The sequence below is a fragment of the Hyphococcus luteus genome (assembly GCF_002943565.1).
Taxonomy (GTDB): Bacteria; Pseudomonadota; Alphaproteobacteria; order Caulobacterales; family Parvularculaceae; genus Hyphococcus; species Hyphococcus luteus.
The window spans coordinates 339,578-357,512 of the sequence record NZ_PJCH01000011.1 but is presented as its reverse complement, the minus strand read 5'-3'; the positions used below and the strand labels follow the sequence as shown (position 1 = coordinate 357,512).

The window sequence follows — 17,935 nt, the reverse complement described above, 5'->3', positions numbered from 1 at the left end:
GTCCGCTATCCTTCGTGTACGGCTTTAGTGACGAGACAGGCTTCGACGCCCTCGGGGCCGTCTTCAGACCCGTGGCCGGACCATTTGACGCCGCCAAAGGGCGAGTCGGCGCCGCCGATCATCGCCGTGTTGATGCCGAGCATGCCGGTTTCGATCTCGCGGGCGAGCCGTTTCTGGCGCGTCGCATCCTGCGTCCAGGCATAGGCGGCGAGGCCGTAAGGCAGGCGGTTGGCTTCGGTAATGGCGTCGTCGTCGCTGCGGAAGGAATTGCACAACGCCACCGGCCCGAAAGGTTCGGTGTTCATAATCTCCGCCTCCTGCGGCACGTCGGACAGCACGGTCGGTGCATAGTAAAAGCCCTGATTGCCGATGCGTTCGCCGCCGCAATGGAGTTTGGCGCCCTTGTCTTTCGCGTCGCCGATCAACTTTTCCATGGCATCGGGCCGGCGGGGGTTGGCCATGGGCCCCATCTGCACGCCGTCATCGAGGCCGTTGCCGATTTTCAGCGCCTTCGCGCGTTCGGTGAAACCGGAGACGAAATCGTCATAGACGTCTTCTTCGATCATGAAACGCGTTGGCGAGACGCAGACCTGGCCTGCATTGCGAAATTTCTGCGGCACGACCGTATCAAGCACTTTGTCGAGATCGCTGTCTTTGAAAACCAGCACAGGGCCATGGCCGCCAAGCTCCATGGTGGTGCGCTTCATGTCTTCGGCGGCGAGTTTGGCGAGATGCTTGCCCACGACCGTCGAGCCGGTGAAAGACAGCTTGCGGATGATCGGCGAGGCGAGCAGGTGGCGCGAGACTTCGTCGGGAACGCCATAGACCGCTTGCGCCACCTCTTTCGGCAGGCCGGCGTCGAGCAGCGCCTGCAGGACGCCGAGCGCCGATGCCGGGGCTTCTTCCGCAGATTTCAGGATCACCGAACAGCCCGCCGCGATGGGCGCGCCAAGCTTGCGGCCCGGATTGCCGATGGGAAAGTTCCAGGGCGCGAACGCGGCGACCGGTCCCACCGGCTCTTTCGTCACAGTGGAGCGCATGCCGGCGGGGCGCACCAATGTGCGGCCATATATGCGCTGGCATTCGCCTGCATAAAAGTTAAAGAGGCCGACATTCATCATCACTTCGATGCGCGCTTCAGGGAAGGGCTTGCCTTCCTCCATTGTGGCGATGCGCGCGAGATCGTCGGCGCGCTCGTTTAAGAGCCGCGCCGCGCCTTGCAGCACGGCGGCCCGTTCCTGCGCGGGCGCATTGCGCCAGATTTTGAATCCCTTCTCAGCGGCGGCGAGCGCCCGGTCGAGATCGGCGGGCTCGGCGAGCGGCAGCTCGCCAAGCGTCTCTTCGGTCGCCGGATTGACGACGCGGTGAGTTCTGCGATCTCCCGCGTAAACCCGTTCGCCGTCGATGATCATATAGAGTTCGGGATAAGCGCTCATTGTTTCGATTCTTTCATTTCAAGGGCAAAGTTTCGTTCGGTTGACGCCTTACCGCCCTGGGTTCGTGGTCTTTCTTCGATCCGCGCGTTAGGCGGTAATTGCTTTCCGTCAGTGAAATCATGATGAATATAGCTGAAAGGACAAGGCGTTCTATGCCTATATGGTAGTCATGTTACCACCACAGGTGAATAGCGGAGACAAAGAGCCGGCATCTGGTGAGGCGTAGGAAGCGTGGATGAAATCCGCAAGTCAAATCTCTGGGAATGAAGGAGCGCTTGATGAGGGAAATTGCCGGGCGAACAGCATTTATTACAGGCGGTGCGAACGGCATCGGGCTGGGGCTGGCGCGGGCCTTGCTCGCAGAAGGGGCCAAGGTCGCCATCGCAGATATCCGCCAGGACTCGCTCGACGCGGCGCTCAAAACGCTGGGCAGCGAGCAAGTGATCGGGCTGAAGCTTGACGTTTCTTCGCGGGAGGAGTTCGCCGCGGCAGCCGATGAAGCAGAGGACCGGCTGGGTCCGGTATCGCTCCTCTTCAACAACGCCGGCGTCAATCTCTTCCAGACCATCGACGAAAGCACTTACGACGACTGGGACTGGGTGCTTGGCGTCAATCTGAATGGCGTGATCAACGGCGTTCAGACTTTCCTTCCGCGCATGAAGGACCGGGGCAAGGGCGGCCATGTCGTGAATACGGGGTCTATGGCGGCTTTCCTCGTTAGCCCGTCGCCCGGGATTTACACCTGCGCGAAATTCGCCGTGCGAGCGCTTTCGGAATCGCTGCGCTATTCCCTGACATCGCATGGCATTGGGGTTTCGCTCCTGTGTCCGGGGCTCGTCAAAAGCAACATTCACGCAAGCGACGCCATACGCCCGCAAAATCTTGAAGATCGTGGAAAGCCCGTCGACGAGGCCTTCAACGCCCAACTCGCCAAAGTGCATGAAGCGGGCATGGAGCCGGACGAAGTGGCAGCGAAAACGATTGAAGCGGTGCGCGCCAACAAGTTTTACATCTTCACCCATCCCGAGTTCAAAGACGAACTCAAAGAAATTTTCAATGAAATCCTCGACGACTTTCCGAAGGGCGAGGAAGCGCCGGCGCACCGCATGGTGTTCGAGCGCGGGCGGCGGGAAAATTACCGGCGCTATAGGGAAGCTTCGCGCAAGGCGCAGGACTAGCCCCAGCGGTTGATTTCCGGTCCCGGCGCCCAGACCGATTGCGGCGCCGCGCTTTTGGCGAGGCTAAGCGCGCGCGCCACCGAACGCCGCGCCTGCATCCGGCCCAGCCATGCGGCCGTGCGCGACTTGTTCTCAAATGCTTCCGGGACAATACCGCGCATGCCTGCGGTCCAGGCGTAGGTTTCGAGATCGGCGATAGAGAATGCGCCGAAGAGCCAGTCTCTCCCATCTTTTAGTTGAGACTCGATTTTCTCGAGCGCGGCTTTGATTTTCGCGTGCGAATCTTCGAGCTTGTCGTCTTCAAAATCGCCAGCACGAGCGGCGATCCAGCGCGCTTTCAGATCCTCGCTTCTGATCGGCGCAATCATCGCATTGAAACCGTCTTCACCCATGACGGCGAGCTTGTCTGCAAGCGTCGCTTTGACGCCAAGATAGGCGGCGGCCGGCGCCGTGCGTTCGATAATCTGGCGGCACCAGGTCATCATCTCCCAGCGCGCATAAGGGTCTGTCGGAACAATCGGCGAAGTTTCCGCTGCATCATTCAGATAGCGGGCGACGAAAACGGCGTCCGCCATCGGCTCGCCGTCGGCGACCAGCACTGGACCTTCGCCCTCGATACTCATATCCACTTCGACGCTGCGCGGAACGTCGCTCCCGTGGCGTTCGCCCTTTGTCAGGTCAATCGCTTTGAGTTCAGCCTCATGCCCGGTCTCAAAGAGAGCCGCCAGAACGGTCAGCGACGGTCCGTTCGGTTCGCCATGATAGAGAGTCATCGCCATTTAAGAACGCTCCAGGAGTTGCACGCGCTTGACCATGTCCGTTTTGCCCATCGCCCAGGTTTTCTTAGCGGCGGGGCGTTCGTAGATTTTGCGCAGCCATTCCATGATGTGCGGGGTTTTCTCGTCATTGGCGAGATCGGGCTGCGACAGCGGCAAGGCGTAAGTGGAGTTAAAGCCGTTGATGTCGGCAAGGCTGTAGGAATTGCACGCCAGCCATTTGCGTTCGGAAAGCGCGTCTTCGAGCATGCGGATTCCGACGGCGACGCGGCGCTGGGATTCGGCCATCTCGTCGTCGCTGAAAGTTCCGTAAATCGCTTTGCGCCAAGCCGTGCGGCGTTCGGGTAACGGAATGCGGTCAATCGCGGCTTCGAGTTCTTTGGGGTCCTTCTTTCGCACCGCGGGTCCGATAAACACGCTCCAACCGATCATGGAGAAGGACGGCGCCAGCCATTGGTCGATGAACTTCATCCACCAGCGCGCGCGCCACTGATCTTTCAGATCTTCCGGCATCAGCTTTGGGCCGGGAAACGCCTCGTCCACATATTCCATCATCGCGGTCGATTCCGTCAGCACGCGCTCGCCATGAGTCATCGCCGGAATCGTGCCTTGCGGGTTAACGGCGAGATAGTCGGGCTTGTGCTGGTCGAAATTGAGAAGATCGAGATAATGGCTGTCAAATTCGACGCCTTTCTCCATCAGCGCCAGCATGGGTTTGCCGGAATTGGCGTTCGGTTCCCAATGGTAGAGGGTGACGTCGCTCATTTTCCCTTCCTCACGCCGGCGCGCATGGTGAATCTTGCAATGCCGGTTCTTGATAAGCTTATGAAAAAGAGTGTGGGAGCGCGCCGGGCGAAGTCAACAAAACCAAGCTTCACCGGACGGAAGCGGCAAAAGGCTGAGAGCGAAGCGGGTCGTCTGGGATTGTTGCGCCGCACAAGTCGCAAGTCCATCTTGTCGCATGCAAAAACTGTTTCGCTGTCAGCGCCAATTGGCCACCGTGAGCGGCTAAGGTTGTCGAGCGAAGTCGAGGAGCGAAAATCATGACGGATCAGGCGGTGGAAGACTGGAACGGCGAAGTCGGCGAACGCTGGCTGAAACATCTCGATCCTTTCGAATCGATGATTTCGCCGGTGAATGCGGCGCTGATGAAGGCGGCGGATTTCAAGCCGGGCGAGAGCGTCGTGGAGGTCGGTTTCGGCGGCGGGAAGAATGCTGTCGAAATCGCAAAAGCCACAGCCCCCTCGGGCGATTATCTCGGCGTCGACATCTCCGAAATTCTGGTCGATCATTCCAGGAAGCGGGCCGCCGAAGCGGGCGTCGAAAATGCATCCTTCCTGTGCGCCGACGCCGGGGCGGCCAAGCTCGATGCGCCGCGCGACCGCGCCTTTTCAAGTTTTGGCGTCATGTTCTTTGACAATCCGGAAAAAGCCTTCGCCAATATCCGCAGCTGGGTGAAGCCCGGCGGCGATTTCGTCTTCTCCTGCTGGGCTGTGCCGGACATGAACCCGTGGATCGGCATCGTCGGCGCCATCGCCGGCGAGTACGTGGAAATGCCCGAACGCGATCCGGAAGGACCGGGCCCGTTCCGCATGGCCGACCCGGACGCGACTAAGGCGCTGCTTGAAGGCGCCGGCTGGAAAGATGTTAAGTGTACGCTCTGGCGCGGCGAGCAATTGGTGGGCGGCGAAGGGGCGAGTCCAGAAAGCGCTGCTGGGTTCGTGCTGGAAGCGCTCGCCATCGGCGAACCTCTCGAAGAGGAAGGCGGTCCGGAGCTTGTCGAAAAGGCGCGCGCGGATATCGTCAAGGCGCTGAAGCCGTTCCACAAGGACGGCTCCATCCGCATGGACGCCGCCGCCTGGATCGTAACCGCGAAGGCTTAAAGCCGGGCGCCTATTTCATTTTCGCGCCGACAACCGGGTGTGCAAAGTGTAGCGGCATGTCCTGGCGATAAGGCCAGGTCTGCCGCTGTTCCGGCAGGAGTTCGTCCGGGCCGATGGGATTTTGCGGATAGGTTTTTTCCGCCGGCTGGAGATGTGCGATGGTGTGCGCCCAGCCTTTTTCATATTCGGCCTGCCATTGTACCACATAGTCGAGACGCTTGATCTTCCAGACACCGTCTTCGCGCACATAGTCGTTTTCATATAGACCGGCTTCGTAAAACTGATCGGGCAGGCCTTCGGGATGATAATCCCGGCTTTCGTGATTGCCGCCGAGAAGCAGGGCGCGAAAGCGCGCCTTTGCCGTCTTGCGGTCGTCGGCGACAGTGACGATGTCCTGCATCTGGAAATGATCGAGCAGAAAGCCGTATTTCGGTCCGGGTTCGCCCTTGGTGAAGTAGTTCTGGAACCAGGTCTTGTAGAGGCGCGCGACGCCTTCATGGCCTTTATAGACGCCCGACAGAAACACCGCTTCGCCGTCCTTGGCGAAAAGCTGGACCACCTCGTCATACTGGCAGAAGTCCATGTAATAGCCGTAAGCGTAATGCAGCTTGCGGATGGCGTTCACGTCCTCCAGCGCGCCGACCCGATGCTGCAATGCGGCGAGCGCTGATTTCATCTCTTCGAGTTCACTCATGGCTTCCTCCCAGATGGCGTTCCTCCAAGCATTATGGATACCATCATGCGCAACGCACACCACTATGGAGGCGAGAGATCATGGACTGGCAGAGAAGAACGGCCTTCATCACCGGCGGCGTGTCCGGCATCGGATTCGGGATCGCGCGCGCTTTTTCCGATGCGGGCATGCGGCTGGCGCTCAGCTATCGCAATGAATCCTACAAGGAAGACGCCGCGAAATGGTTCGCCGATCAGGGGCGCGAGGCGCCGTTGTTCCTCAAGCTCGACGTCACCGACCGCGCGCGCTTCGCCGAAGTCGCCGATGAAGTCGAGTCGCATTTCGGCAAGATTCATGTGCTCGTCAACAATGCAGGCGTCAGCGTATTCGGTCCCACGGATGAGGCGACCTATGACGATTACGACTGGATCATGGGCGTTAATTTCGGCGGCAACGTCAACGGGCTTGTGAACTTCATCCCGAAGATCAAGGCCCATGGCGAAGGCGGGCATATTGTCAATGTGGCGTCCATGGCGGCGTTTATTTCAGGCCCCCAAGCAGGGATCTACACCGCCAGCAAATTCGCCGTGCGCGGACTGACCGAATGCCTGCGCTATAATCTTGCGCCTTATAATATCGGCGTGTCGCTGGTCTGTCCGGGTCTTACCAACACCAACGCCTGGGACTCGGCGTTGCGCCGCCCCGAGGAATTCAAGGAGAGCGGCCTCGGAGAGGTCGACAAGGCCGAGCTTGAAAAATTCGGCGGCGCCTTCGATCTCGGCATGGATCCGCGCGAAGTGGGCGACAAGGTGCTGAAGGGCATGACGGAAAATCGCGGGCTTATTCTCACCCATCCTGAGCATGGGCCCGACTTCAAAGAGATCTATGAAGCCTCGATGGCCGCCCTGCCGGACGAACCGGCGCCGGAGGGCCGCCTTGAAATCGAAAGGCTGCGCCGCGAGGCGAACCGCGCCGCCGCCTCCGGCAAAAAGGTCGATCTCGACGATTTGACTTAAGACCTCGCGGCCTCGAGCTGAGCTTTCGAGACCCACCAGCCATGGACCTGCGGGCGGAGGCCATGGGGAATGGCGATCCTGGCGACCGGTGCGTCGCTCACCGCGCCGGCGTTGAGGACCCAGGCTTCGTGTTCGTAATCGCTTTCGCCGGTCTGGCGGTCGATGATGGTCACAAGCCAGCCGAAATGATCCGCCTCTGAGGAGACGATTCCTTTTTCCCTGAGGCGAGAGTCTATTCAAACCAATAAGCGATGGCGCGCATTTCGATGCTGGCGCGAGGAACGGCGTCCGCCGGACAAAGCGGATTGTCGAAAGCGCTATGGGGGACGCAATGGGGCCGGCCGGGGGCGCTGTCATTGGTGACGAAGATAATGGCTTCGTCAATGCTCATATCCGGAAACCAGACCCAGCGGTGGCGCGGCGATGCGCCGACCACAAGCCCGGCGAAAGACCAGTCCGGCTGGCCTTCCTGATCGAAAACCGCATCGGCTTCGATCAAGTCTTCCGGGGCGACGGACCGGGCGTCGCAAAGCGCCAGCGGCACGTCCTGGGGCGGCGGGGTGACGGCGCGCCAGATATTGTAATGCACGGCGCGTTTGATTTTCGCGTCCGGCGGCACAGAGGTTTTGGAAAAGCCGTCCGCCGTTTCGTCATTGACATCGACGTGTATGAACCGCGCGGGCCGGGAATTGTTATGTTGGCCGCTTTCGCCTGACTTTTCGCCGAAGCGGAAAATGCCCGGCGAATTAATAACGACCGCATCGGCGCCGGTCAGCTCGCTTATGAAAGCTTCGACTTCTGACTTGTAAATCTCCTGCGCTTCCGGCGCGCGGAAATCCGAAATTGTGCTGCGGTGCGAAACGAGCGCAAAGCCTTCCCGGTCTAGCGAGGGCGGGTCGGCGCGGCCGTCGATGATGGGAACGGTTTTCGGATCGAGATCGATGACGTCGCGGGACTGGTCGTTGGCGTGGTAGCGCGGACGGGTGTTCATCGGCGCCGTATAGTTGATTTCCGCCCGGATTGTCTCAGTCATGAAGCCTACTGTGGCCCGCGCTCGGGCAAATGAAAAGGCGGCAAACCGTCATTGGGCTGCAACTTTCGCGACAAGCAGGCAGCATGTTCGCCCAGGGTGGAATGGCTGTCGGGCGCCCCCCCCTTGTGCGATTGCACAATTCGCCGCCTTAGGCCGCGCTTCGGGTTGTGGCCGCGAGCGGCGCAGGTGATAGGCTGCGCGTCAAGGCAAAATAAACCGGCCCCGCGGGAGACAGCGCGCCGGAAAGGGAAGGAGCGTTTGCGCGATATGAAAGACGTCAAAGGAAAAACCGCATTTATCACTGGCGGCGCCAGCGGCATCGGGCTCGGCATCGCCAAGGCGTTTTACAACGCCGGCTCGAATCTCGTGCTGGCGGATATCCGCGAAGATCATCTCAAAAGCGCAGAAGCGTTTTTCAACGATCCGGATCGCGTCCTTTGCCTGAAGCTCGACGTAACCGACCGTGCGGCCTATGCGGCGGCGGCGAAACAGGCGGAAGACAAGTTCGGCAAGATCCACATGCTGTTCAACAATGCCGGCATGGGCGTCGGCGGGCCTTTGAAAAATCTCGGTTTCGACGACTGGGACTGGGGGCTTGGCGTGATGATCGGCGGCGTCATCAACGGCATCCAGATCGTCCTGCCTTATATCCAGAAACACGGCGAGGGCGGGCATATCGTCAACACCTCGTCAAAGGCGGCGCTCGTTCCAGTGACGGCGTTTTCGATTTACGGCACGGCGAAAGCGGCGATGGTCGGCCTTTCCGAATCCATTCGCGGAGAGTTAGCGCCGGACAATATCGGCGTTTCGGTTTTCTGCCCCGGTCCGGTGCAGTCGAATATCGCCGAGACCGGGAAGATCAGGCCGGATAAATACAAGAAGGATACGGGGCTCGCCGAAGCCGAGGAACAGCTCGCCCAGCGTCCGGTTTCCGATCTCTGGATGAGCGCGGAGGAATGCGGCGAGCGTGTCCTGAAAGGCGTACAGAACAACGATCTCTATATTCTGACGCATGCTGAATTCAAAAAAGGCGCAGAAGAGCATTTCAACGCGATCCTGAAATCTTTCCCCGACGAGCCGATCAACGAAGAGCGGGCGAAGGCCATCTCGTTTCTCCTGCGCAATCCGATCTTTGACGAGATCAACGGAGGCTGAAATTCAGTCTTTGATGAATTTCAAAACGCCCGCGCGCACTGGCTTTCCGCCGGTGTCGCTCGTATGGGCGGCGACGCCGTCATAGACTTCGACTTCCTCGAAATCGAACGGGCTGACGCCCTCAAGGCAGGCGATATTGACGGCGTAAAGGCTCGGATCGGACCGGCGCTGATGATGGGTGTAGATGCCGCAGATCGAGCAGAAATAGTGTTTCGCCGTTCCGGTGTTGAACTGATAGAGGGAGAGCTTGTCTTCGCCCCTGGTTACGTTGAGGTCGTCCAGCTTTGCCGAAACCGCCACGGCGCCGCGCATCCGGCAGATGGAACAGGTGCAGCGCCTCGGTTTCGACAGACCTTCCGTCAGATTCGCCGTGAACGCCACGGCGTCGCAATGACAGGAGCCGTGGTAAAGCTTTGCACTTTCGCTCATGGCGTTCTCTACTGACCCGAGGAGCTTTCTTCCTGATATTTCAGGTCTTCATTCGCCCGGGCGATGATATAGGCGCGGATCTTTTCCGCGCTGTCCGCATCAAGGACGCTGGTGAAAGAGACCATGCCGTTCGCGGAGAGCGCGCCGCCGAGGACGACGTCGGCGAATTGCGACGGGTCCTTGGGAATGTCCGACAGGCGCAGATCCGGCAGCACGCCGGCGCTGTGGGCGGCGTCGCCATGGCAGACGCCGCAATAGCGCGCATAAAGATAAGCGCCGTCACTCACCGTCTCGGCTGACGCTGTCAGCGGCGGCGGGGCGAGGTGTTTGGCTGCGATCTGCGGTTTCGGCGGCAGGCTGTCGGTTCCGCCGATCTTGAAGACGAGCACGCGGCTGTAATTTGGCGAGGTCGAGCCGATGGCGCCAAGTTCGCCGGGGGCGAGGGCTTCGACGCCGCCCCAGCCTGCGAGGACGGCCACATACTGCTTGCCGTCGATTTCATACGTCACCGGCGCCGCAACAATGCCGGTCTGGGCGTCCATGGACCATAATTTATCGCCGCTCGCCGCGTCATAGGCGGCGAATTCGCCGAATTTCGTGCCCTGGAACACAAGGCCGCCGGCGGTGGTCACCGTGCCGCCATTGCCGGCGCCCGGATAGGGAACGCCCCAGACTTCTTTTTGCGCGACAGGGTCCCAGGCGACGAGGCGCCCGCCCACCGTCGCCTTGACCGCTGCTTTGATGTTCGGGTCGGCGGGCAGGGCCGCCGCCGCGAAGTTGACACCATTATTGAAGCCGCGCGGTTCGGGTTCGTAATTGGGATCGGGCGCGTAAGGGAAGCCGCCGATATTGACGGGAATGTAAACAAGGCCCGTTTCGGGATTATAGCTCATGGGGTGCCAGCTATGAGCGCCGCCGGGGCCCGGGCTGACGACAAAAGGCTTTCCGGTTTCGTCGAAGCGCGCCTGAGGATTTTCGATCGGCCGCCCGGTTTCGGGATCGACGCCCGTCGCCCAGTTGATGTCGGTGATGTTGTTCGCCGAGATAAACTCGCCCGTCTTGGCGTCAAGCACGTAGAAGAACCCGTTTTTCGGCGCCTGCATGACGACCTTGCGCGGCGCGCCATCGATCTCGAGCGTCGCGACGATGATCTGCTGGGTCGCGGTGAAGTCCCAGGTTTCGCCGGGCGTCGTCTGGAAGTGCCACACATATTCGCCCGTGTCGGGGTCGAGCGCGACGATGGAAGAGAGGAACAGGTTATCGCCGCCGCCGGGGCTCCTGTAGGACTGGTTCCAGGGCGAGCCGTTGCCGACGCCGATATAGAGAAGATCCGTATCGGGATCATAGGCCATGGAGTCCCAGACGGTGCCGCCGCCGCCGAGCTTCCACCACTCGCCGTTCCAAGTTTGCGCCGCCACAGCCATGGCTTCGTTCTCAAAGCCTTTCGCCGGGTCGCCGGGAACGGTGTAAAACCGCCAGGCGATTTTTCCGGTTTCCGCGTCATAGGCGGTCACATAGCCGCGCACGCCGAACTCGGCGCCGCCATTGCCGATCAGCACCTTGCCTTTGACGATCCGGGGCGCGCCGGTGATCGTATAGGGCTTGGAGCGGTCGATGGTGACTTTGCTCCAGACTTCCTCGCCGGTTTCTGCGTCGAGCGCGACGAGGCGTCCGTCCAGCGTGCCGAGATAAAGCTTGCCATTCCAGGCTGCGAGGCCGCGATTGACGACGTCGCAGCAGGCGTGCACGGCCCATTCGCCCGGCACCTGCGGATCATACGCCCAGAGTTCTTCGCCCGTCGCCGCGTCATAGGCTTTGACCTTCGACCAGGCGGTGGTGACATACATGACCCCGTCGATGACGAGGGGGGTCGCTTCCTGTCCGCGATTGGTGTCGAGGTCCTGATGCCAGGCGAGGCCGAGACGGCTGACATTGCCTGTATTGATGTCGTCGAGAGGGCTGTAACGCTGCTCGCTGTAAGTGCGTCCATGGGACATCCACTGGCCGGGGTTTTCGTCTGCATAGAGCAGCCGGGCGGCGTTCACATTCGCGTGGGCTGGCTGTTCGCCAGTCTCCAGGGCGGGCTCAGCCGCCGTTTCGGCGGCGGTTTCGTCCGGCGCCTCGTTCGCATCATCTTGCCCGCCACATCCGGACAGCAGCGCCGCCATGGTTAAGGCGGCGGCGCTAAAGAGTTGCGCCGATTGTGAAAATAGCCGCTCAAACATCAGGAAACCTTCCCTAAATCCCCATGCTCAGGCAGGGGATAACGCCCTGTTCTGGCGGGGAAAACGCCACCTAGGCCGAACAAACCCGCCATCGGCGGAGATGTTGCGATGCAGCATTACGTTGCGGCGCAGCAACGAATTTAGTCGCGCGCGGCCGAAAAATATGTTTGTCTTACATACAAAATTGCCGTGCCTGAAAATTTGTGATACGACATAACAAAAAGACCAACACACATAGGGAATAGGGAGGAGTAGGAAGATGCTGCACCTGTCGACTCGTGATTTCGCCGGCGCCTCGAAAGTGACGCGCTGGAATGACATTGTCGCCGAGGTCTTTACGCCGCTGGAAACGCGGCCATTTCATCCGGATGAGTTTGAAGGCGCAGTAGACAGCGTACAGCTCGGCGATGTTTTCCTCGCCAATGTGACGGCGAGTCCGGCGGTGGTGACTCGCACCGCCCGCCACGCCGCATCGAGCCGCGAACGCCATTACTTTTTCCATCTCCAGCTTGAAGGCGACATGCGCGTCGCGCAGGACGGCCGCGAAGCTCTCCTGAAACAGGGCGACATGGTTCTGACGGACAGCGCTCTTCCGTACACCCTTGAATATGACACTGACGCATCGACGCTCGTGATGATTGCATCGCCGAATGATGTGAAGCGCCGTCTGCCGGCGCCGGAGATTGCGCTCGGCCAGCGTATGAGTGGATCGGAAGGCCTCTCGGCGACGCTCTCCGGCATGCTCGCCAGCGTCTGGGGCCAGGTCAAAAACGGCATGGATCAGGAGATCGGCGAGCGGGTCGGCAATAATCTTCTCGACATGTTCGCGACCTCCTGCATGGAGGCTTTCGGCTCGCGCATCGCCGATTCGGCGGTGGCCTCGGCGCGTCGCAGCCATATCCGCTGTTACATCGAATCCAACCTCAAAGATCCGGAACTGACGGTCGCCTCCATCGCCGCCGCCTTCCGGATTTCGCCGCGCTATCTGCATATGCTGTTTGCGGAAGAAGACGAGACGATCTCCGGCTTTATCCGCCGGCGACGGCTTGAAGAGTGCAAGAAACGCCTTGCCGATCCCATGTGGCGCCATCGTTCGATCACCGAGCTGGCTTACGCCTGGGGCTTCAACAACACGACTCATTTCGCTCGCGTCTTCCGCGAGCGGTATGGCGTCTCCCCGCGCGAATATCGCAACGCCAGCATCGCCGAAAAGCAGGCGCTGCACTAAACACAAATCAACCGTCGCTGACGACGACATCGACCAGCGAAGGGCCGGGCAGGGCGAATGTCTTGTCCAGCGCTTCGCGCAGGTCAGCCGCGCTTTGCGCCCGGCAGGCCGGCATGCCGAACCCTTTGGCGAGCGCGATGAAGTCGAGATCCGGCAGGTCCGTGCCCACCGAAGGCGTCTGCCAGCGCCGAGCGATGCCTTTCAGCGCTTCATAACCGCCATTGCTGAGAATGACATAGGTGACGGGCGCGCATTCCTGCGCCGCCGACCACAGCGCCTGGATCGTGTAGAGCGACGAGCCGTCGCCAAGAAGCGCGATCACCCGCCGGTCCGGTTTGGCGAGCGCCAGTCCTACGGCGGCGCTGCCGGCGAAACCAAGCCCGCCCGAAGCGGTGGCGAAAAAGCTTTCCGGCTTGTCGATGCGTAAACGGTTTTGCACGTCGCCGCGAGCGCTCGGCGCTTCTTCGGCGATAAGGGCGTTGGCGGGACGCATTTCCTGAAGGATGCTGACCGCAAGGACGCTGGTGAGTTCCGATTCTGAGGGCGGCTCCGCGGCGGGGCGGGCGGTTCCTGGGAAAGCCGCGCGCGCTTCGCTCATCTCCGTCAGCTTTTCCATGGCCGCGGCGACGTCCCCGATGATCGCCGTGCCGCGCTGCGTGTATGACGCCGTATTCGGATCGTTGGTGATCTGAAGAATGTCTTTGTCGAAGCCGCCCGCCATGGGCTGTTCGAAATGATAGGTGAAGGCCGGTCCGCCGATGACGATGGCAAGGTCATGGTCAGATAGCGCTTCGGCGACGCTGGTTTCGTCCGCCCTGAGAAAACCGGCGAACTGGGCGTGACTTTCGGGAAAAGAGCAGCGCGGCGACATCGGGCTCGCCCAGACCGGACAGGCCAGCTTTTCAGCGAAAGCGACAGCCGCCGCCCAGCCGCCGCAGCGGTCGATTTCCGGTCCCGCCACCATCACCGGCTTTTTGCTCGCGGCGATCTTGCGGGCCGCTTCTTTGATGGCGCCGGGGCCTGGTTCGGGCGCGCCGTGAATGGCCAGGGGAGAGACGAGCTCGCAGGGGGCTTCCCAGTCGTCCACCGGAAGGGAGACGAAGACCGGTCCGCGCGGCGCGGTCATGGCGATGGCGTAGGCGCGGGCGAGGACTTTGGGAACATCTTCGGCGCGCGCCGGTTCGCAGGCCCATTTGACATAAGGCTTGGGCATCTCTGTCGCGTCAACGGCGCCGAGAAACGGTTCGGCGAGGAGCAGGCTGCGGGCCTGCTGTCCGGCGGTGACGATCAGCGGCGTCTGGTTTTTGTAAGCGGTGACGAGCGAGCCCATGGCGTGGCCGAGCCCGGCGGCGGAGTGAAGATTGACGATGGCCGCCTTGCCTGTTCCCTGGGCGTAGCCGTCGGCGATCGACAGAACCGCCGATTCCTGAAGGCCGAGCACATAGCGGAAGTCCTCCGGCCAGTCGCGGTAGAGCGGCAGCTCGGTGGAGCCGGGATTGCCAAACATTACGGTCATGCCGGTCTGGCGCAGAAAATCGATGACGCTGTCGCGGACATTGGTCATGGCGTTGTTCTCATCGTCTTTTGGCTTCTTTCAGGTAATGCTAGGCCGTCATGGCTTCGGGGCCAAGCGTTCCCCGCGAAACCGGAACAGACATGAGCGGCGGGCGTATAAAAATCGGCGGCTCATGAGGAGCCGCCGATTTCAATTCACAGTCGTTTTGACGCTTAGTTCTTGCTGCGCCAGCCTTCGACATCCGCGTAAGAGGTGCGGGCGACTTCCGAATAGGGAACCGGGCTGACGGTGGCCTTGATTGCGGCCTGGGTGTGCGGTTCGACCGTCGGCTTCGTGGTGCCGCCGTTCTCTTCGCCCCAGATAAAGGTCACTTCGGTGCCCGGCTCGGCGTATTTCGCGTCGAGCACGGCCAGCGTCAGCATGCAGCGTTCGTTGGAGCTGTAGCCGACCCAGGTCGAAACGCCGGCGACATTGTCTCCGGCCATGACCCGGTCGAAGGGGTGCATGGAATAGACTGCGGAGGGGAATTCCATAAACTTCGCGCGCTCGCCTTTTTCAAGCTGCGAGCCGATGCACTTCATGACGTCCTGGCTGTCGAGGGCCAGCGTCACTTTCTTGCGGTGGTCGGCTTTGGATTTTTCCTCCAGCGCTTCCTTGCCGATGAAGTCATGGTCGAACTTCACGAAGGCGCCGTAGCTGAGATCCCAGGGCGTGAAGTAATAGTCTTCAATCTTGTCGGAAACGAAGCTGCCGCCGATGGAGGCGTTCGCTTCATAGCTCGAGCCCGGGAGCCATTCGCGGTATTCCTTAAGGCTGTCGCCGGAATAAACGGCCGGAAGCGGTGAGGGGATCCAGCCCGATTCCAGCGTGTTCGATGAATAGGCCCGGCCGCCCACAAGTTTGAGGCCGAATTCTTCGCCGGCCTTAACCAGGGCCGTATGCACAGCCTCATAATCTTCCCAGGGGCCGTAAAGCTCAAAGCCCGGCTGGCCGGCCATGCCGTGACGCAGGGCGCCGACTTTTTTGCCGGCGATCTCGACCGTGGTCATGTTGAAGAATTTCAGTTCCGGCGGCTTCTTACCAAGCGCCTTTTCCATGGCCGCCATGGCGTTCGGGCCCTGAATCTGGAAGCGGTAGGATTTGCGCTTGCCGTCGGAGCGCATGGCGGTGCGTTCGTCGAGTTCGACTTTCACGTCCCATTTGCCGATTTCGGCCTGGTACATGATCCAGTTGAGGGTCGGGATGCGGCCTACAAGGTTGAATTTGTTTTCAGCGAGATAGAACAAAATGACGTCGCCGATGACATAGCCGTCGGGCGTCACGGGAACGAACTGTTTGGCCTTGTCGACCGTGAAATTCTTGAAGCTGTTGATGCCGATATAGTTCAGCATCTTGAAGGCGTCCGGTCCCTCTACAAGGAGATCGGCCATGTGATAAGACTGGTTGAAGAGGATGCAGGTTTCCTGCCAGGCGCGCTGTTCGTCCCGCCAGTTGGTGTATTCCGGCGGCACGCCGGGATAGACGTTCGGTCCGGCCTGCGAGTTGCGAAGCATCTCGACCGGATTGCCCTTGGTCTTGATTGCCTCTTCAAGATTTTTTGACGTCATTGCGCCATGCTCCCATTTTGATTTTACAAGATTAGCTTTGTGCTGATGTTATCGCATTTGTCGACTCTTCAAAGGCTGAGGAGCGCGAGAAAAAGCCATTGCCAGAGAAAGGTGTTAGGGGGGATAATATGATACTGTACATTAAGTACGATCCCGGCGCCGTTTCGGGGCTAAGTACGCTCTGCATACGCTTGTCATTTTCGCCGGTCCGGGCGAAACCCGCGAAGGGAAGTTTGGAGAGGATTCATGTCTGACGCGATCGATTTTCACGCCAAAACACAGCCTGAAAAACTGGCGATCTTGGATCTGATTTCTGGCGAGGCGATCAGCTACGCCGAGGCGAACGAACGCATCGCGAAACTGGCGGGGATGCTGCGCGAGCGGCTCGGCGACAAACAGGGCGAGCGCGTCGTCATGCTTTCGCGCAACAGTTCTTTCATGTTGCTGGCGCAATTCGCCTGCGCGCGCGCCGGCCATATTTTCGTGCCGCTGAACTGGCGCCTTGCGCCGCCGGAAGTCGAAAAGCTGATCGCGGATGCGGCGCCCGCCGCGGTGTTCTGGCAACCGGAGTTTGAAGACCACGCCGCGCCTGCGGTTAAGAACATTCCGGGCGATTGCAGTTTCATCATCGAAGGCGATGGCGTGAATATTCTGGTCGCCGCGAAAGAAGCGGCGCCGATCTACCTTGCTATAAATGCGGACGCCAATGCGCCGATCATCCTGCTTTACACGTCAGGCACGTCGGGACGCGCCAAAGGCGTCATCATCACCTCGAGCACGGCGCTCTATTCCAGCCTCAATTACGGCCTCTCGGCGGAAGTTTCGTCATCTTCGGTGTTCTTGTGTGACATGCCGTTGTTTCATGTGGCGGGGCTGATGGCCGCTTCGCGCACGCCGCTTTTATATGGCGCTACGGTTCTGGTCTCGCCGAAGTTCGATCCCGTCGTCAGCGTTCAAAATCTTCTGAACGAAGAGTACGGCGTCACCCATTATTTCTGCGTCACCCAGATGGCGGCCATGATGCGCGCCAACAATCCGCCGGAAACCATTCGCAAGCTCTCGCGGCTTCAGGTCATTCAGACCGGCGGCGCGCCGAACCCGCCGGCGGCCGTGCGCCAATGGGCGGCGGACGGCGTGCCCCAGGTGGACGGGTTCGGCATGACCGAAATCGGCTCGGCTTTCTCGATGCCGCATCACGATCTTGACGTCATCAAAAAGAAGGCCGGCTCCGTCGGGTTTCCCGCTTTCTGCATGCGCGCCAAGGTCATGAAGCCTGACGGAACCGAAGCCCCGACAGGCGAAGTTGGCGAGCTTTGGGTGAAAGGGCCGAATGTGACTCCGGGCTACTGGAACCGGCCGGAGGAAACCAAAGCGGCGTTCGAGGACGGATGGTTCAAGACCGGCGACTCGGCCCGCGTCGACGAGGACGGTCATTACTACATCGTCGACCGCACCAAGGACATGTACATCTCCGGCGGCGAGAACGTCTTTCCGGTGGAGGTCGAAGCGGCGCTGGCGGAGATGTCTGAAATTCTCGATTGCGCGGTTATCGGCGTGCCGGACGAACGCTGGGGCGAAGTCGGCGTCGCTTACATTCTCTTGAAAGGCAAAGGCGAAACCTTGTCGGCAGAAGACGTGATCGCTCATGTGAAGTCGCGGCTCGCGGCGTTCAAGGCGCCGAAACATGTGGAGTTTGTGGAAGAACTGCCGCGCACGCCGTCGGGAAAAGTGCAAAAACACAAGCTGAAGGATCAGTGGCTGGCGGCGCAGGGTTAAGGCG

General features: G+C 60.4%; 16 protein-coding genes. 6 read left to right on the top strand and 10 right to left on the bottom strand.

The features are described from left to right. Positions 1-5: 5 nt before the first annotated feature. Positions 6-1,436 carry an NAD-dependent succinate-semialdehyde dehydrogenase gene (locus CW354_RS15920; protein ID WP_104831066.1) on the bottom strand — a complete coding sequence of 477 codons (1,431 nt, stop codon included), beginning with the start codon at positions 1,434-1,436 and terminating at the stop codon, positions 6-8. Between the two features lie 278 nt (positions 1,437-1,714). Here CW354_RS15920 and CW354_RS15915 point away from each other — a divergent pair, with 278 nt between their 5' ends. Next, positions 1,715-2,614 carry an SDR family NAD(P)-dependent oxidoreductase gene (locus CW354_RS15915; protein WP_104831108.1) on the top strand — a complete coding sequence of 300 codons (900 nt, stop codon included), beginning with the start codon at positions 1,715-1,717 and terminating at the stop codon, positions 2,612-2,614. Here CW354_RS15915 and CW354_RS15910 read toward each other — a convergent pair. Continuing rightward, on the bottom strand, positions 2,611-3,393 hold the full coding sequence (locus CW354_RS15910) for a glutathione S-transferase family protein (protein WP_104831065.1): 783 nt from the start codon (positions 3,391-3,393) through the stop codon (positions 2,611-2,613). The two genes, CW354_RS15915 and CW354_RS15910, sit on opposite strands and share 4 nt — an antisense overlap. Beyond that, the gene (locus CW354_RS15905) at positions 3,394-4,155 is read right to left on the bottom strand and encodes a glutathione S-transferase family protein (protein ID WP_104831064.1); all 762 of its coding nucleotides are present in this window, start codon (positions 4,153-4,155) and stop codon (positions 3,394-3,396) included. Between the two features lie 278 nt (positions 4,156-4,433). Between CW354_RS15905 and CW354_RS15900 the strand changes: the two genes are divergently transcribed. Next, positions 4,434-5,273 carry a class I SAM-dependent methyltransferase gene (locus CW354_RS15900; protein ID WP_104831063.1) on the top strand — a complete coding sequence of 280 codons (840 nt, stop codon included), beginning with the start codon at positions 4,434-4,436 and terminating at the stop codon, positions 5,271-5,273. Between the two features lie 10 nt (positions 5,274-5,283). Here the strand turns inward: CW354_RS15900 and CW354_RS15895 are convergent, their stop codons facing one another. After that, positions 5,284-5,967, bottom strand: coding sequence for a nuclear transport factor 2 family protein (locus tag CW354_RS15895; protein ID WP_104831062.1), 684 nt, complete (start codon positions 5,965-5,967; stop codon positions 5,284-5,286). Between the two features lie 80 nt (positions 5,968-6,047). Here CW354_RS15895 and CW354_RS15890 point away from each other — a divergent pair, with 80 nt between their 5' ends. Further along, entirely contained in the window at positions 6,048-6,962 is a 915-nt protein-coding gene (locus tag CW354_RS15890; protein ID WP_104831061.1) for an SDR family NAD(P)-dependent oxidoreductase, read from the top strand. On the opposite strand, the gene CW354_RS22810 is transcribed toward CW354_RS15890, so the two are convergent. Together CW354_RS22810 and CW354_RS15885 are read right to left on the bottom strand one after the other, a co-directional pair. Further along, positions 6,959-7,171 carry a carotenoid oxygenase family protein gene (locus CW354_RS22810; RefSeq protein ID WP_279303130.1) on the bottom strand — a complete coding sequence of 71 codons (213 nt, stop codon included), beginning with the start codon at positions 7,169-7,171 and terminating at the stop codon, positions 6,959-6,961. The two genes, CW354_RS15890 and CW354_RS22810, sit on opposite strands and share 4 nt — an antisense overlap. Positions 7,172-7,194: 23 nt before the next feature. After that, positions 7,195-7,995: a CmcJ/NvfI family oxidoreductase gene (locus CW354_RS15885; RefSeq protein ID WP_207764848.1), complete on the bottom strand. Its 801-nt coding sequence runs from the start codon at positions 7,993-7,995 to the stop codon at positions 7,195-7,197. A gap of 267 nt (positions 7,996-8,262) precedes the next feature. On the opposite strand from CW354_RS15885, the gene CW354_RS15880 reads away from it, so the two are divergent. Then, positions 8,263-9,150 (top strand): SDR family NAD(P)-dependent oxidoreductase, encoded by an 888-nt coding sequence (locus CW354_RS15880; RefSeq protein WP_104831106.1) that lies wholly within the window; start codon positions 8,263-8,265, stop codon positions 9,148-9,150. A 3-nt stretch (positions 9,151-9,153) separates the two neighbouring features. Here the strand turns inward: CW354_RS15880 and CW354_RS15875 are convergent, their stop codons facing one another. After that, on the bottom strand, positions 9,154-9,579 hold the full coding sequence (locus tag CW354_RS15875; RefSeq protein WP_104831060.1) for a GFA family protein: 426 nt from the start codon (positions 9,577-9,579) through the stop codon (positions 9,154-9,156). An 8-nt stretch (positions 9,580-9,587) separates the two neighbouring features. Next, a complete protein-coding gene (locus CW354_RS15870) occupies positions 9,588-11,804 on the bottom strand; it encodes a PQQ-dependent dehydrogenase, methanol/ethanol family (RefSeq protein ID WP_207764847.1) in 2,217 nt (738 codons plus the stop codon). Positions 11,805-12,063: 259 nt separating this feature from the next. Between CW354_RS15870 and CW354_RS15865 the strand changes: the two genes are divergently transcribed. Further along, positions 12,064-13,032, top strand: a complete 969-nt coding sequence (locus CW354_RS15865) for an AraC-like ligand-binding domain-containing protein (protein WP_104831059.1) — start codon at positions 12,064-12,066, stop codon at positions 13,030-13,032. A gap of 7 nt (positions 13,033-13,039) precedes the next feature. Here CW354_RS15865 and mdlC read toward each other — a convergent pair whose 3' ends face one another. After that, the gene (gene mdlC, locus CW354_RS15860; protein WP_104831058.1) at positions 13,040-14,596 is read right to left on the bottom strand and encodes a benzoylformate decarboxylase; all 1,557 of its coding nucleotides are present in this window, start codon (positions 14,594-14,596) and stop codon (positions 13,040-13,042) included. 164 nt (positions 14,597-14,760) lie between these two features. Beyond that, positions 14,761-16,155 carry a syringate O-demethylase gene (desA, locus tag CW354_RS15855; protein WP_104831057.1) on the bottom strand — a complete coding sequence of 465 codons (1,395 nt, stop codon included), beginning with the start codon at positions 16,153-16,155 and terminating at the stop codon, positions 14,761-14,763. A 246-nt stretch (positions 16,156-16,401) separates the two neighbouring features. On the opposite strand from desA, the gene CW354_RS15850 reads away from it, so the two are divergent. Beyond that, positions 16,402-17,931 (top strand): AMP-binding protein, encoded by a 1,530-nt coding sequence (locus CW354_RS15850; protein WP_104831056.1) that lies wholly within the window; start codon positions 16,402-16,404, stop codon positions 17,929-17,931. The last annotated feature ends 4 nt before the right edge of the window (positions 17,932-17,935 follow it).